Here is a 13752-nt window from a genome sequence, read left to right as displayed (position 1 = left end):
GGCATCCACCATCCTTGCCTTCGCGACCTCCCCCATCCGGGGGAATGACGAACCGCAAGCGCTCCCTTCAAATGCGCTCGCGCCGGCCGCGCGCCCGGATGTACCCTCCCCGTCAACGAGCGGAACCACGACCGCTTCCGTCCCCCGAAGAGCGTGAGTGCCATGCCGATCCGCGTGCTGACCATCGACGACCACCCCGTGCTGCGCGAAGGCATCGCGGCGATGCTGTCGAACGAGGCGGACATCGACGTGGTGGGCGGCGCGTCCACCGCAGAAGCGGGGCTGGAGGCGTTCCGCCGCCTGCTTCCCGACGTCACCCTGATGGACCTGCAGATGCCCGGCATGGGCGGCCTCGCAGGCGTGCGCACGTTGCGGGGCGAATACACGTCGGCGCGCGTGGTCATCCTGACGACGTTCCGCGGCGATGCGAACGCGCGCGATTCGATGGCGGCCGGCGCGGCGGGCTACCTGCTCAAGAGCGCGCTGCGCGACGAGCTGCTCGACTGCATCCGCAAGGTGCATGCGGGCGGACGCTACGTCTCGCCGGAAGTCTGCGCCGACGTCGCGACCTACCTGGGCAACGAGCTGCTGACCCCGCGCGAACTGCGCATCCTCCAGCTGCTGTTCGAGGGCAAGGAGAACAAGCGGATCGCGACCGACCTGGGCATCTCCATCGAGACGGTCAAGTCGCACGTGTCGCGCATCTTCGAAAAGCTCGGCTGCCACAACCGCACCGAGGCGATCCGCATCGGCATCCGGCGCGGCATCCTGGGGCAGATGGCGCAGTAAGCCCGACTAGACGGCCCAGCATGCGCAGCCGAGCGCGCCCCAGAATCCCTTGAGGTCCCCGGCCGGAACATTGGCGCCCCACGCCTTCGCATGCTGGTGCCCGTGGACGTTGCACGCAAGGGCGCATCCGCAGCCGGCTGCCTGCACGGGCGTGTCGGGCACCGCGGCGACGGCCGACTTCGCGTCACGACCGAACGTACGCACGGGCGACCAGTCCGGCATGGCGGGAGGCATCGGCGGATCGTGCGGCGCGAATTCATCGGCGGCGTACACGATGCGACCGCCCACGACGGTCAACACCGAACTGGTATCCACGATGTCCTCCTCCGCGCAGGCGAAGTAGTCGCGATCGGGCACCACGAGGTCGGCCAGCTGGCCTTCGGCGATCCGCCCCTTGCGCCCTTCCTCGTTCGAGAACCACGCGACGCGTTCGGTCCACATGCGCAGCGCCGACTCGCGATCCAGGCGGTTCTCCGCCGGATACAGCGACAGGCCGCCGACGGTGCGCCCGGTCACCAGCCACGACAGGCAGACCCACGGGTTGTACGACGCGACGCGCGTGGCGTCCGTGCCCGCCGACACCCGCGCGCCGGAAGCGAGGATCTTGGCGACGGGCGGTGTCGCCTCGGCGGCGGCCTTGCCGTAACGCGCGACGAAGTGCTCGCCCTGGTAGGCCATGCGGTGCTGCACGGCGATGCCTCCGCCCAGCGCGGCGACGCGATCGATCGAGCGGTCGGAAATGGTTTCGGCGTGGTCGAAGAACCAGTGCAAGCCGTCGAGCGGGATCTCGCGATGCACCTTCTCGAACACGTCGAGCGCGCGGCTGATCGTCTCGTCGTACGTGGCATGCATGCGCCACGGCCAGCGGTTCTGCGCGAGGATGCGCACGACGCCTTCCAGGTCCTCCTCCATGTTCGCCGGCATGTCCGGGCGCGGCTGGCGGAAGTCCTCGAAGTCGGCGGCGGAGAACACCAGCATCTCGCCGGCCCCGTTGTGGCGGAAGTAGTCGTCGCCCTGCCGGTACGTCGACGTGCGCGTCCAGTTGAGGAAATCCTCTTTTTCCTCCCGCGGCTTCTGCGTGAACAGGTTGTACGCGAGCCGCACGGTGAGCTGGCCTTCGGCGGCCAGGCGGCGGACCACCTCGTAGTCGTCCGGATAGTTCTGGAAGCCGCCGCCGGCGTCGATGACGCTGGTGACGCCGAGCCGGTTGAGTTCGCGCATGAAATGGCGCGTGGAGTTGAGCTGGTAGTCGAACGGCAGCTTCGGCCCCTTGGCGAGCGTCGCGTACAGGATGCTGGCGTTGGGTCGCGCGAGCAGCAGCCCGGTCGGGTTGCCGTTGGCATCGCGCGCGATCTCGCCGCCGGGCGGCTGTGGCGTGTCGCGCGTATACCCCACCGCGCGCAGCGCCGCGGCGTTGAGCAGCGCACGATCGTAAAGATGCAGGATGAACACCGGCGTGTCGGGCGCGACGGCGTTGAGTTCCTCCAGCGTGGGCAGGCGTTTCTCGGCGAACTGCTGGTCGCTGAAACCGCCCACCACGCGCACCCACTGCGGCGACGGCGTGATCGCCACCTGGCGTTGCAGCATCGCCATCGCGTCGGCGAGGCTGCGCACGCCATCCCAGCGCAGCTCCATGTTGTAGTTCAGGCCGCCGCGGATCACGTGCGTGTGGTTGTCGCACAGGCCCGGAAGCACGACGCGCCCGCGCAGGTCGATGACCTTGGTCGAAGGCCCGGCCAGTGCGAGCACCTCGCGGTCGTCGCCGACGCGCAGGAAGCGGCCGTCGCGGATCGCCACGGCGCAAGCGCGCGGGCGCGAGGGGTCCAGCGTGGTGATGCGGGCGCCGTGCAGGATCAGGTCGGGCATGGTCGGGGCTCCCATCGCGGGCAGGACGGCGGCGGACGTGGCGCCCACCGCCGCGCCGAGGAAAGCGCGGCGGCCGGCGTCCACTACGGGTCCGGTGGTCATGAGCGCGCGTCCGGATCGTCCTGTGCGGCGCGCTGGCGTTGGCACTGCGGCAACTGCGAGAACATGTGCGGCTTGACCTGCTCGTCCATCCACGCGGTCACCTGCGCGTCGCGGTGCAGGTAGTGCCGGACCAGCGGCGGGATCTGTTCGCCCAGCAGGATGCCGAGCAGGCCCACCAGCGCGATCACCGGCGGCGCGGGTGACCGGACGTTGAGCAACGCGTACACGATGCCGACGAGCAGGCCGGCACCGAGCGAGAGCAGATACGGCTTCATGGTGCGTCTCCGAATGGGGAGCGCGACGGTGCGGCCCGGGGGGAGGGGGATGGCCGCACGGCCGCGCTCAGTGCCCGCCTTCCTGCGCGCCGAACATGGCCTTCGCGTACTGGATGCCGATGCCGTAGCCGCCCGCGAGTTCGCGCGCGATGCCGGTCGTCAGCCCATAGGTTTCGCCGCGCGCCCAGTCGCGCTGCAGTTCGAGCATGTATTGCAGGGCGGTCATCGGCACCGCGCCGGCCTGCACCATGCGCGTGACGGCACGCTCGTGCGCCTCGTCGGACACATCGCCGCAGGCGTCGGTGACGACGTACGCCGTGAAGCCCTGTTCGATCGCCGACAGCACCGGACCGACGATGCACACGCTCGTCCACAGTCCGGCGAACACGAGGCGGTCCTTGCCGAGTTCGTTGATGCGCTGGACGACGGGGCCGTCTTCCCAGGCGTTCATCGTGGTGCGGTCGTAGATGGAGGCCTGCGCGAACGTATCGCCGATCTCCGGGAACAACGGCCCCGAGAAGCTCTTCTCGGCTACGGTGGTGACGATGGTCGCGACGCCGAAGCCGACCGCGGCGCGCGATAGCAACGCGGCGTTCGTGCGCAGCGATCCGACATCGATCGAGCGCACCGCGAACGCCATCTGCGATTGGTGGTCGATCATGACCAGCGTGTGGTCTGTCGGGGTGAGCAGGGTCGAACTCGGACCGGGGGAAGCCTTGGGCATGGGATGCGCTCCGACGGGGACGGCACGCGGGTTCGCGTGGTCCACGCAGACTGGGCGCGCGCCGTCGCGGCGAAAACCGCCAGCGGTAGGAACGGCGACTCCCCAGAACGGGGGATGCCGCGGCGATGCCCCGCCCTGGCGGTCTTACCTCCCCCGAACAGGGGGGTCGGGGTCACCCCTCATGCGTGTAGGTCGCGACGGGCGCGGCTTCCTATCGTGTGCAGGCCGAGCGCACGTCCGCATCGTTCCGCCGGCCTTCCTCCATGGCGCGCCCATGCCGCCAACCGATCCGGCCATGACCATGCCCAACGACCCACGCGCCAACCCCATCGACGAAGGCCGCCGCGCCGTGCTGATCGGCGGCACCGCGCTGGCCGCCGCTTCGCTGCTCCCCCTCGTCGGCTGCTCGTCCTCCGAGCCGCCGCCGCCGACGCAGGCAGCCGCCACCCCCACCCCCACCGATGCAGGAATCGCAAAAGCCATGAGCACCTTCACCACCAAAGACGGCGTCGAGATCTACTACAAGGACTGGGGTACCGGCCCGGCGGTCGTCTTCAGCCACGGCTGGCCGCTGAACGCCGACAGCTGGGAATCGCAGATGTTCCATCTCGCGTCCAACGGCTTTCGCTGCATCGCGCACGATCGCCGCGGGCACGGGCGCTCCAGCCAGCCCTGGGACGGCAACGACATGGACCACTACGCCGACGACCTGGCGCAGCTGCTCGACAAGCTCGACGTGAAGGACGCAATGCTGGTGGGCTTCTCCACCGGCGGCGGCGAGGTCGCGCGCTACATCGGCCGCCACGGCACCAAACGCGTCAAGAAGGCCGCGCTGGTGTCGGCCGTGCCGCCGCTGATGGTGAAGACCGACGCCAACCCCGGCGGCCTGCCGCTGTCGGTGTTCGACGGCATCCGCCAGGGGCTGCTGGCCAATCGCTCGCAGCTGTTCCTCGACATCCCGTCGGGCCCATTCTTCGGGTACAACCGCCCCGGCGCGAAGCCGTCGGCGGGCGTGATCAACGCCTGGTGGATGCAGGGCATGCTCGGCGGGCACAAGAACACCTACGACAGCATCAAGGCGTTCTCCGAGACGGACTTCACCGAAGACCTCAAGCGCTTCGACGTGCCCACGCTGATCATCCACGGCGACGACGACCAGATCGTGCCGATCGACGCCGCCGCGCGCGCCTCGGCCAAGCTGGTCAGGAACAGCACGCTGATCGTCTACGAAGGTGCGCCGCACGGCATCACCGACACGCACAAGGACCGCCTCAACGCGGACCTGTTGACCTTCGCGAAGGCCTGACGCGTCGCCCACCCCGAACTTCCGCCTGTGCGAACGCTGGAGTGCACGCCATGCTCGACCTCTCGCAGTTCGGAATGTTCCACACCGCCATCGCACTGGTGGCGGTGTGCTTCGGCATCCGGGCCCTGCTGCGGCATGGCGAAATCGGGACACGCACGCGTTCGGGCGCGCTGTACGTGTGGCTGACGGCGGCAACCGCCTTCACCGGGCTTTTCATCTTCCGACACGGCGGCTTCGGCGTTCCGCACGTGCTGGCCGTCGTCACGCTGGTGGTGCTCGCGATCGCGGCGGTGGCCGAGCGATCCGCCGGATCGCTCTTCGCGCGTCATGTAACGGTGCTCGGCAACTCGCTGACGCTGTTCTTCCACCTGATTCCGGGGTTGACGGAGACCGGCACGCGCATTCCCATCGGCAACCCGGCGTTCACGGGGCCGGAGGATCCGGTGTTGAAGGCGATCGTCGGCATCGGATTCCTCGTGTACCTCGCGGGCGCAACGGTGCAGGCGATGCGCATACGGCGTGGCTTCCGGACGGCCGCCGCGGCGTGATCCGCGCGGCGAGCGGCGCACTTCCCTTCCGCGGTTCATTGCTCGCGTTCGAGCGAAGGTGTTGAGATGAACAAGACCCTTGCCGTGATCGCCCTGTCGCTGGCCTGCCCGTTCGCCGTCGCACAGTCGACCGACTCGTACGTGCGCATCGATACGCGTCCCTTCGCGACGCTGCCGGAGGATTTCCGTCATCCGGAAAGCCTCGCGACGGACCCGGCATCGGGCGAGATCTACGTGGGTTCGTTCGACAGTCGCGAACCCGCTTCGGCGCGGCGGAACCAGATCGTCCGCCTGTCGCCCAGCGGAAAGCTGCTGGCCCGCGCGGACCTGGGGCAGACGCCGATCACCGGCCTCGCCCACGCCGGTGGTGCGATCTACTTCCTGAACTTCGGTGCGTCGAAACTGCAGCGTCTTCCCGCGAAGTTCGCGACCGGCCAGTTGCCCGAGGATGTCGCGAGCTTCGGCGCGCTGACGCCACCGGCGCCCGGCGATCGACTCGTCGCCAATCCCGATGGCAGCCAGGACCGGATCGCCTACGGCTCGGCGGGCTTCCCCGCCATCAACGGGCTCGCCTTCGACACCGAAGGCAACGCGTATGTGTCGGACTCGTTCCAGGGCGCGATCTACCGGATCGCCAACGCGACCGCATGCCGACCGTGCAAGGTCGACGTGCTGGTGCGCGATCCCCTGCTGGCGACGACCGGCGCGTTGCCGTTCGGTGCCAACGGCATCGCGATCGATGAATCGGCCGCGCTGCTGTACGTGAACAACGCCGGCGACGGCCGCGTGCTGCGGATGCCGCTGGCCGGCGGAAAGCCCGAAGTGCTCGCCGAAGGCGTCTACGGCGCGGACGGCCTGCTTCTGCACGACGGCCTGCTGTGGGCCGCGTCCAACCAGGTCGACAACGTGGTCGCGCTGGACGCCAACGGCCTGGTCCGTGCGCGCGCGGGCCACTTCGATGGCATCGGTGCCGATGGCGCTCCGCTGGGCCTGCTCTTCCCCGCCGCGACCGCCGTGCAGGGCAAGCGGATGATCGTGGCGAACCTGGCGCTTCCACTCACGCCGCGCGAAGGCGACGAATGGGAGGAGAAGGTCACGCGCTGGAACCTCGCGCAGTTCGACATCCCGTCGATCGACACGCCCTGACTCCATCGCGCGCGAGCGCATCTTCGAGGTGACTCCATGCGTACGACTTTGCTTCTCCCGCTGCTGCTCGCCGGCACGTTGCTGGCCCCCGACGCCATCGCCGCCGGCGGCTCGTCGACGGCGGAAACGCACACCGTGCAGGTGGGCGCCGATCGCATCGCCTACCGCAAGCTCGGCAGCGGCGCGCCGATCGTGCTGGTGAACCGCTTCCGCGGCACGCTCGACACCTGGGATCCGAAGTTCGTGGATGCACTGGCGAAACAGCGGACGGTCATCCTGTTCGAACTGCCCGGCGTCGGGTATTCGCAGGGCACGCAGCCCGAGACGATGGAACAGGGCGTCGCCTCACTCGACGGCTTCGCCGACGCGCTGGGGCTGAAGAGGTTCGATCTGCTCGGCTGGTCGTGGGGCGGTTTGCTCGCGCAGGCGTATCTGATCGACCGGCCCGCACGCGTGGACCGCGTCGTACTGCTGGCGACGAACCCCCCGGGGAAGAACGACATCCCGTTGCAGCCGGCGTTCCTGGAGCACGCGCTCAAGCCCGTCAATGATCTTGCCGACGAGGAAGTCCTGTTCTTCGAACCCGACTCCGCGCTCAGCCGCGACCGCGCGCGCGAATCGCGCGAGCGCATCCGCGAGCGGCCCGACGTGGATGCCCGCATTCCCTCGCAGCCGGCGCAGTTTGAGCGCTATTTCAAGGCCGCCGGCGCCTTCCACGAAGACGCCGGCGGACGCAGGGAAAAGCTGACGAAGGTCGAGCTGCCGATCCTGGTCGTCGCCGGCGACCACGACACCAGCACGGCGGGCCAGAACTGGTTTCCGCTGATCGGCAAGATGCGCGACGCCACGTTCGTCTTCTACTCCCGCACCGGGCATGCGCCGCACCATCAGTATCCCGACGATGTCGCCGAACTGGTGACGCAATTCCTGCAGCGACCGCGGTAGTCGCGGTCGCTGTCGCAGGCTGTCACGGCATCGGCCCACCGTCAGCTCCAAACCGTCATCCCGGCGAAGGCCGGGACCCAGGCTGTCACGGCATCCGCCCACTCACCGTCAGCTTCAAACCGTCATCCCGGCGAAGGCCGGGACCCAGGCTGTCACGGCATCCGCCTACTCACCGTCATTCCAGCGAAAGCTGGAACCCATATTCGCTTTTCGGCGGACTCCGCATCCATTGCGATGCCCCGGGTGCGCTTCGCTTACCCGGGCTACAACAGCAAAACCGGCATCCAAGCGAAACGGACCGTCATTCCCGTCAAAAAAACCGTCATTCCGGCGAAAGGCACCGTCATCCGGCGAAGGCCGGGATCCAGGCTGTCACGGCATCCGCCCGCCACCACCGCACCGATCCCGCAAAAAAAGCCCCGGGCGCAAGGCCCGGGGCAACGGTGGGAAGCGAAGTTCGGGGGGAGGGTTACTTCGCTTCCGCAGCGCGCTCGATCTGCCGGGCCACCACGTCCGGGTGCGACACCATCACCACGTGCGAGGCACCGGGGACGACTTCGGTGTTGCGCGACTTCGCGCGTTCGGCCATGAACGCCAGCGCCTTCGGCGGGATGTTCAGGTCCTTGTCGCCGTAGACGAACCACGACGGGATGCTCGTCCAGGTCGGAGCGCCCGACTTCTCGTTGAGCGCGGCTTCGGTGATGGGACGCTGCGTGGCGGCCATCAGCGCGGCCTCGGCCTTCGGCACGTCGGCCGCGAACTGGTGGTGGAACTTGTCTTGCTGGATGTACAGGTCGTTGCCGCCGGAGGCGAGCTTCACCGGCGGCGCGATGGCCGGACCGAGCGTGCTGCCCGGGAACTTGCCCGACAGCCCGGCCGCGGTTTCGCCTGCCTCCGGCGCGAACGCGGCGACGTAGACCAGCGCCTTCACGTTCGATTTGTCGCGCGCGGCTTCGGTGATGACGCTGCCGCCGTACGAGTGGCCGACCAGCACCACCGGCTGGCCGAGGCTCGAGACGAGATCGCCGACGTACGCGCCATCGCTGGCGACGCTGCGCAGCGGGTTGGCGACGGCGACGACCGGGTAGCCGTCCTGTTCGAGGATGCGGATGACGCCGTTCCAGCTGGACGCATCGGCGAAGGCGCCGTGCACCAGCACGACGGTGGGCTTGGCGGTCTGGGCGGACGCGTCGGCGGCGGTCAGCGACGCAGCGCCAAGTGCCATCGCAAGCAGCAGGTGTTTCATGGAGTTTTCCTTCTCGAGGGGTGAGTCGTGGGGTGGGTCGTGGTGTGCGGCGTCAGGCGGGAAAGTCGGTCGACACGCTGAGCTCGCGCCAACGCGCCAGCTCGTCCAGGCGCGCGCGGTCGACGCGTTCGATCGCGGCCACCGCGTCGCTGCCCAGCGCCAGCCGCAACGGCGGCGCCTCCAGCGCGGCGACGTCGAGGATCGCGCGCGCCGCACGCGCCGGATCGCCCGGCTGGCGTCCGTCGTACTCGCGCTGCATGCGGGCCGCCTTGCCGACGACGGCGTCGTATTCGGGCCCGCCTTCGGCGAGCGAGGTCGAGGCGCCCGCGAAATCGGTGCGGAACCCGCCCGGTTCGATGATCGTCACGCGTACGCCGACCAGCGCCATCTCCTGCGCGAGCACTTCCGAAAACCCTTCCACGCCCCACTTCGCGGCCGAGTACGGCGCGCGACCGGGTGCGCCGACGCGGCCGCCGACGGACGAGAACTGGATGATGTGGCCGCTGCGTTGCCCGCGCATGACCGGTATCGCCGCCTTGGTCATGATGATCGTGCCGAACAGGTTGGTCTCGATCTGGCGGCGGAAGTCCTCGAGCGTGGTGTCCTCGACCGAGTTCACGTTGCCGTAGCCGGCGTTGTTCACCAGCACGTCGAGTCCGCCGAATGCCTCCACCGCGACCTGCACCGCGTGCCCGGCCGCCGCCGGATCGGTGACGTCGAGCGCCACCGCGCGTACGCGGTCGCCATGGCGTTGGACCAGGTCCTGCAGCTGCGACGGATCGCGTGCGGTGGCGATCACGCGATGCCCGGCGTCGAGCGCGGCGCGCGTCAGGGCGCGACCCAGGCCGCGCGAGCTTCCGGTGATGAGCCATCGTTGCGTCATGTCGTCGTCTCCTCGCCTACGGGGCGATGCGGGTGAACACGAAATCGCGATCCGCGACGCGCGCCCGGTGGCATGCGAAACAGGTGCGGTGCTGCGCTTCATCCGTCGGCACGCCGCCGATGAAGCGGCCGAAACCCCAGCCGCCGCTGGCGGCGTACTTCTTCGAATCCTTCACCATCACCTGCACGCTGGTGGCCGCGCCGGGGATCGTCGCCGAGGCGAAATCGGGCGACTGCACTTCCTTCCAGGCCAGCTTCACCAGCACGCTGCCATCTGGGAACGGCAACGTGCCCTTGCGATACGCGCGCACCGCGATCGCGTTGCCGAGCACCACGCGCAACTCGTCGAACGGCGCGGCTTCGCGCGCGGAGGCGATGAACTGCCAGCGGCGGTAGCCGTCGGGCACGGTGACGCCATAGACCGGGGACGCGGGCTTGCCGGCTTTCGCGTCGTCGGCGGCCGTGAGGGCGATCAGGCCCAGCACGAGCAGCGCGATCGGGAGCACCACCCAGCGGATCTTCATGGCAAGGGTCTCCGTCGCTCAGAGGCGATCCGCATCGACGATCGCCTGCGCGAACGCGTGCGGATCTTCCTGCGGCAGGTTGTGGCCGATGCCGCCGGTGATCAGGCGGTGCTCGTACTTGCCGGTGAAGCGCTTCGCGTACGCGTCCGGCTGCGGATGCGGCGCGCCGTTGGCGTCGCCTTCCATGGTGATGCTTGGCACGCCGATCGACGGGAACTGCGCGAGGCGGCTTTCCAGCGCGTCGTACTTCGCCTCGCCGTGCGCCAGGCCCAGGCGCCAGCGGTAGTTGTGGACGACGATGTCGACGTGGTCGTCGTTCACGAACGACGCCGCGCTGCGGTCGAAGGTCGCATCGTCGAACGCCCACTTCGGCGAGGCGAGTTTCCAGATGAGTCTGGCGAAGTCGTGCCGGTTCCTGTCGTAGCCCGCACGACCGCGCTCGGTCGCGAAGTAGAACTGGTACCACCATTGCAGCTCCGCCTCCGGCGGAAGCGGCACTTCGCCTGCTGCCTGGCTGCCGATGAGGTAGCCGCTGACGGACACCAGCGCCTTGACGCGTTGGGGCCACAACGCGGCGACGATGTCGGCCGAGCGTGCGCCCCAGTCGAAACCGCCGATCACCGCGCTGCGCAGGCGCAGTGCGTCCATGAACTGCACGACGTCTTCGGCGAGCGCGGTGGGCTGCCCGTTGCGCAGCGTGTCGGACGAAACGAAACGCGTGCCGCCATAGCCGCGCAGGAACGGCACGATCACGCGATAGCCAAGGTTCGCCAGCAACGGCGCGACTTCGACATAGCTGTGGATGTCGTAGGGCCAGCCGTGCAGCAGGATCACCGGCGGGCCCTTCGCCGGCCCGGCTTCGGCGTATTCCACGTCCAGCAGGCCGGCGCGGATGCGCTTCAGCGGCGCGAACGAAGTCGCCAGTGCGCGGCGCGGCGTAACGGCAGGCGCTGCCGTGGCGGCGCGCGCGTTGCGCAGCGTGGCGAGTGGCGCCATCGCCACGCCCAGTGCGGCGGTCGTCAGCATCCTGCGGCGGAGCGGATCGAACGATCGGGTTTCGTGCTGGTCCATGGTGATCTCCGTGTCTGTGGATGCCCAGGCCGCCGGACTTCGCGTGCCCCGGCGCGACGCGGCGCCGTGTGTGTGCAGCCTGGAGGGGCCGTGTATCCGGGATGTGTCCGGAATCGCCGCCCTTCGTATCGGAATGTCGGGGCGGCCGACCGACGGGTCGCAGCGCGATCGGCCGGTCGTCGCCATGTAACCAGCGCGTGCGGCCGGAGGCGATAACACGTAGGTATGACTCCATACCCATGTATGAGGCGGGCGGCGGCACGCGGCGCGCGTAATCTAGCGGCACGGAACCTGCTATCGCCCGAGTCCATGACCGACCTGCGCCCTTCCCTGCTGCGCCAGCGCGCCACTGCCGACAGCAGTCGCGTGGCGATGGTCGAACTGTTCTTCGACCTGGTGTTCGTCTTCGCCGTCACCCAGCTCTCGCACACGCTGCTGGAACACCTCACCGTGCGCGGCGCGCTGCAGACGCTGCTGCTGTTCCTGGCGGTGTGGTGGCTGTGGATCTTCACCTCGTGGGTCACCAACTGGCTCGACCCGGATCGCCCGCCGGTGCGGGTCATGCTGTTCGCGCTGATGCTCGGCGGCCTGCTGTTGTCCTCGTCCATCCCGCAGGCGTTCGCCGATCGCGGAGTGCTGTTCGGCGTGGTGTTCGCGACGATGCAGGTGGGCCGCACCGTCTTCGTCGCGGTCGTCACGCGCGGCCGGCATCGCGTGCTCCACGAGAACTTCGTGCGCATCGCGCTCTGGCTGGCGGCGTCTGGCGTGTGCTGGGTGATGGGCGGGCTCGCCGACGGTCCGGCGCGCGTGGCCTGGTGGGTCGCGGCCGTCGCGATCGAATACCTCGCGCCGGCGCTGTATTTCTACGTGCCGCGCCTGGGCCGGTCGAACACGACCGACTGGGACGTCGACGGCCACCACCTCGCCGAGCGCTGCGCGCTGTTCGTGATCATCGCGCTGGGCGAGTCGATCCTGGTGACCGGCGCGACGTTCGCCGGGCAGGCGTGGAGCGCGCCGACCTTCATGGCCTTCGGCGTGGCGTTCCTCGGCAGCGTGGCGATGTGGTGGATCTATTTCGACACCGGCGCCGAGCGCGCGAGCCATCGCATATCGCATTCCGACGACCCCGGTCGACAGGCGCGGCTGGCCTACACGTACCTGCACCTGCTCATTGTCGCGGGGATCATCGTGTGCGCCGTGGCCGACGAACTGACGCTCGCGCATCCCGACCATTTTCGCGGAAGCGGCAAGGCGGAGATCGTCGCGATGATCGGCGGCCCGATGCTCTACCTGCTCGGCGTGGCGTTGTTCAAATGGGTCTGCAACGACCGTCGCACCCCGCCGCTGTCGCACTGCGCGGGCGTCGCCCTGCTCGGCGCGCTGTTCCCGTTCGCGTTCGCCCACCTGCTCTCGCCGCTCGCGATCGGCGCGGCCACGACGCTGGTGCTGGTGATCGTCGCGACGTGGGAAACCATCGCGCTGCGTCGCGGGCGGTAGTCAGTCGTTTCGCCGCTGCGCGGGAGGAGGCAGTCGCGTCGGCAACGTAGCTGGCCGGCACCATCGCGTTGCGCGAATGCCCGCTTCGACCTGCAAAGCCGCGCAATCGACGGGGCATCCTTACCGTTACTCGCGACGCCTGTGCCCCGAACGCTTCCAGAGAAACACGATGATCAGCACCCCGATGGCGGGCCACACCAGCAGCACGCTCGCGATCGGTCCCCAGAAAAGCAGGGTCGACGTCCATCCCGCGGAAATCTTTCCGCCCGGCAGGCCTAGCCTCACCCGACCCGTGATGCCCTGAAGCTCGATTACGTTGCGCAGCACGCGTACCGACAGCCGGTAGCGGCCCGGGGGCACGTCCACGAAGGCGATGTGGCGTGTCGCCACGCCGCCTCCCCACTGCGATGCATTGCGTGTGTCGACGGTGCCGCCGGCGATGACCTGACCGGAGCGACTATCCGCGAGCGCCCACTCGATCGGTATCGACGCCCCGTCCACACGTGGATACTGACGGCCGCCAAGTGCCTCACGGTTCATCGCCCTGCCCTGCGCGTCCTTGTTGGGCAAGTCCAGCGAAAGTCGGTAACGCTGTTGCACATGGATCCGCGCGTCGGTTTCGAGCGAGCCTGCCGGGCTGATGGACAGGGGGCGATCGGCAATCGGCCGCTGTAACCATTCGAGCGTCGGCCACAGGACGAGCTGGCTGGCGACGAGGAGCAGCAGGACGACCAGGGTGCGCGCGCCGGGGCGGCGGGCGCGCGTCGGGGATTGACGGTTCAAGGTAATCCAATTCCCTCGCTGCGGCTATTGGGTCTTGCCATGTCCGCT

The 13752-nt window shown here is 68.8% G+C and carries 14 protein-coding genes; 6 read left to right on the top strand and 8 right to left on the bottom strand.

Translation table 11 applies throughout. The annotated features are described in order from the left end of the window. Nucleotides 1–162 precede the first annotated feature (162 nt). Nucleotides 163–789, top strand: a complete 627-nt coding sequence (locus tag LA521A_RS09130) for a response regulator (protein WP_281782062.1) — start codon at nt 163–165, stop codon at nt 787–789. A 6-nt stretch (nt 790–795) separates the two neighbouring features. Here LA521A_RS09130 and LA521A_RS09125 read toward each other — a convergent pair whose 3' ends face one another. The 3 genes from LA521A_RS09125 to LA521A_RS09115 all read right to left on the bottom strand — a co-directional run bounded on the left by LA521A_RS09125 (nt 796) and on the right by LA521A_RS09115 (nt 3756). Continuing rightward, on the bottom strand, nt 796–2655 hold the full coding sequence (locus LA521A_RS09125) for an amidohydrolase (protein ID WP_281782061.1): 1860 nt from the start codon (nt 2653–2655) through the stop codon (nt 796–798). Between the two features lie 98 nt (nt 2656–2753). Continuing rightward, nucleotides 2754–3032, bottom strand: a complete 279-nt coding sequence (locus tag LA521A_RS09120; RefSeq protein WP_281781976.1) for a XapX domain-containing protein — start codon at nt 3030–3032, stop codon at nt 2754–2756. A 67-nt stretch (nt 3033–3099) separates the two neighbouring features. Continuing rightward, nucleotides 3100–3756: a hydrolase gene (locus LA521A_RS09115; RefSeq protein WP_281781975.1), complete on the bottom strand. Its 657-nt coding sequence runs from the start codon at nt 3754–3756 to the stop codon at nt 3100–3102. 301 nt (nt 3757–4057) lie between these two features. Here LA521A_RS09115 and LA521A_RS09110 point away from each other — a divergent pair, with 301 nt between their 5' ends. The 4 genes from LA521A_RS09110 (at nt 4058) to LA521A_RS09095 (ending at nt 7701) form a co-directional block, all read left to right on the top strand. Next, nucleotides 4058–5062: an alpha/beta fold hydrolase gene (locus LA521A_RS09110; protein WP_425494592.1), complete on the top strand. Its 1005-nt coding sequence runs from the start codon at nt 4058–4060 to the stop codon at nt 5060–5062. A 50-nt stretch (nt 5063–5112) separates the two neighbouring features. Next, entirely contained in the window at nt 5113–5610 is a 498-nt protein-coding gene (locus LA521A_RS09105) for a hypothetical protein (protein ID WP_281781974.1), read from the top strand. 66 nt (nt 5611–5676) lie between these two features. Continuing rightward, nucleotides 5677–6756 carry an NHL repeat-containing protein gene (locus LA521A_RS09100; protein WP_281781973.1) on the top strand — a complete coding sequence of 360 codons (1080 nt, stop codon included), beginning with the start codon at nt 5677–5679 and terminating at the stop codon, nt 6754–6756. A 36-nt stretch (nt 6757–6792) separates the two neighbouring features. Continuing rightward, nucleotides 6793–7701: an alpha/beta fold hydrolase gene (locus tag LA521A_RS09095; RefSeq protein WP_281781972.1), complete on the top strand. Its 909-nt coding sequence runs from the start codon at nt 6793–6795 to the stop codon at nt 7699–7701. Between the two features lie 469 nt (nt 7702–8170). Here the strand turns inward: LA521A_RS09095 and LA521A_RS09090 are convergent, their stop codons facing one another. Genes LA521A_RS09090 through LA521A_RS09075 form a run of 4 tightly spaced genes read right to left on the bottom strand, consistent with a single transcriptional unit; the run spans nt 8171 to nt 11424 of the window. Further along, nucleotides 8171–8947: an alpha/beta fold hydrolase gene (locus tag LA521A_RS09090; protein WP_281781971.1), complete on the bottom strand. Its 777-nt coding sequence runs from the start codon at nt 8945–8947 to the stop codon at nt 8171–8173. A gap of 52 nt (nt 8948–8999) precedes the next feature. Further along, nucleotides 9000–9830: an oxidoreductase gene (locus tag LA521A_RS09085; protein ID WP_281781970.1), complete on the bottom strand. Its 831-nt coding sequence runs from the start codon at nt 9828–9830 to the stop codon at nt 9000–9002. A 16-nt stretch (nt 9831–9846) separates the two neighbouring features. Continuing rightward, on the bottom strand, nt 9847–10353 hold the full coding sequence (locus LA521A_RS09080; RefSeq protein ID WP_281781969.1) for a cytochrome P460 family protein: 507 nt from the start codon (nt 10351–10353) through the stop codon (nt 9847–9849). Between the two features lie 18 nt (nt 10354–10371). After that, nucleotides 10372–11424 (bottom strand): alpha/beta hydrolase, encoded by a 1053-nt coding sequence (locus LA521A_RS09075; protein WP_281781968.1) that lies wholly within the window; start codon nt 11422–11424, stop codon nt 10372–10374. Between the two features lie 309 nt (nt 11425–11733). Between LA521A_RS09075 and LA521A_RS09070 the strand changes: the two genes are divergently transcribed. Continuing rightward, on the top strand, nt 11734–12921 hold the full coding sequence (locus LA521A_RS09070) for a low temperature requirement protein A (RefSeq protein WP_281781967.1): 1188 nt from the start codon (nt 11734–11736) through the stop codon (nt 12919–12921). 126 nt (nt 12922–13047) lie between these two features. Here LA521A_RS09070 and LA521A_RS09065 read toward each other — a convergent pair whose 3' ends face one another. Beyond that, complete coding sequence (locus LA521A_RS09065; RefSeq protein ID WP_281781966.1) at nt 13048–13704, bottom strand: DUF5625 family protein; 657 nt, start codon at nt 13702–13704, stop codon at nt 13048–13050. Between the last annotated feature and the right edge of the window lie 48 nt (nt 13705–13752).

This window comes from Lysobacter auxotrophicus (assembly GCF_027924565.1).
GTDB classification, from domain to species: Bacteria; Pseudomonadota; Gammaproteobacteria; order Xanthomonadales; family Xanthomonadaceae; genus Lysobacter_J; species Lysobacter_J auxotrophicus.
Note: the sequence above shows the minus strand (reverse complement) of the source record. Positions and strands in the feature narration are given on the sequence as shown.

Bases quoted from the DNA above. Each gene is read 5' to 3' on its own strand.
- LA521A_RS09130 (WP_281782062.1), top strand. From the start codon at position 163: ATGCCGATCCGCGTGCTGACCATCGACGACCACCCCGTGCTGCGCGAA.
- LA521A_RS09125 (WP_281782061.1), bottom strand. From the start codon at position 2,655: ATGCCCGACCTGATCCTGCACGGCGCCCGCATCACCACGCTGGACCCC.
- LA521A_RS09120 (WP_281781976.1), bottom strand. From the start codon at position 3,032: ATGAAGCCGTATCTGCTCTCGCTCGGTGCCGGCCTGCTCGTCGGCATC.
- LA521A_RS09115 (WP_281781975.1), bottom strand. From the start codon at position 3,756: ATGCCCAAGGCTTCCCCCGGTCCGAGTTCGACCCTGCTCACCCCGACA.
- LA521A_RS09110 (WP_425494592.1), top strand. From the start codon at position 4,058: ATGCCCAACGACCCACGCGCCAACCCCATCGACGAAGGCCGCCGCGCC.
- LA521A_RS09105 (WP_281781974.1), top strand. From the start codon at position 5,113: ATGCTCGACCTCTCGCAGTTCGGAATGTTCCACACCGCCATCGCACTG.
- LA521A_RS09100 (WP_281781973.1), top strand. From the start codon at position 5,677: ATGAACAAGACCCTTGCCGTGATCGCCCTGTCGCTGGCCTGCCCGTTC.
- LA521A_RS09095 (WP_281781972.1), top strand. From the start codon at position 6,793: ATGCGTACGACTTTGCTTCTCCCGCTGCTGCTCGCCGGCACGTTGCTG.
- LA521A_RS09090 (WP_281781971.1), bottom strand. From the start codon at position 8,947: ATGAAACACCTGCTGCTTGCGATGGCACTTGGCGCTGCGTCGCTGACC.
- LA521A_RS09085 (WP_281781970.1), bottom strand. From the start codon at position 9,830: ATGACGCAACGATGGCTCATCACCGGAAGCTCGCGCGGCCTGGGTCGC.
- LA521A_RS09080 (WP_281781969.1), bottom strand. From the start codon at position 10,353: ATGAAGATCCGCTGGGTGGTGCTCCCGATCGCGCTGCTCGTGCTGGGC.
- LA521A_RS09075 (WP_281781968.1), bottom strand. From the start codon at position 11,424: ATGGACCAGCACGAAACCCGATCGTTCGATCCGCTCCGCCGCAGGATG.
- LA521A_RS09070 (WP_281781967.1), top strand. From the start codon at position 11,734: ATGACCGACCTGCGCCCTTCCCTGCTGCGCCAGCGCGCCACTGCCGAC.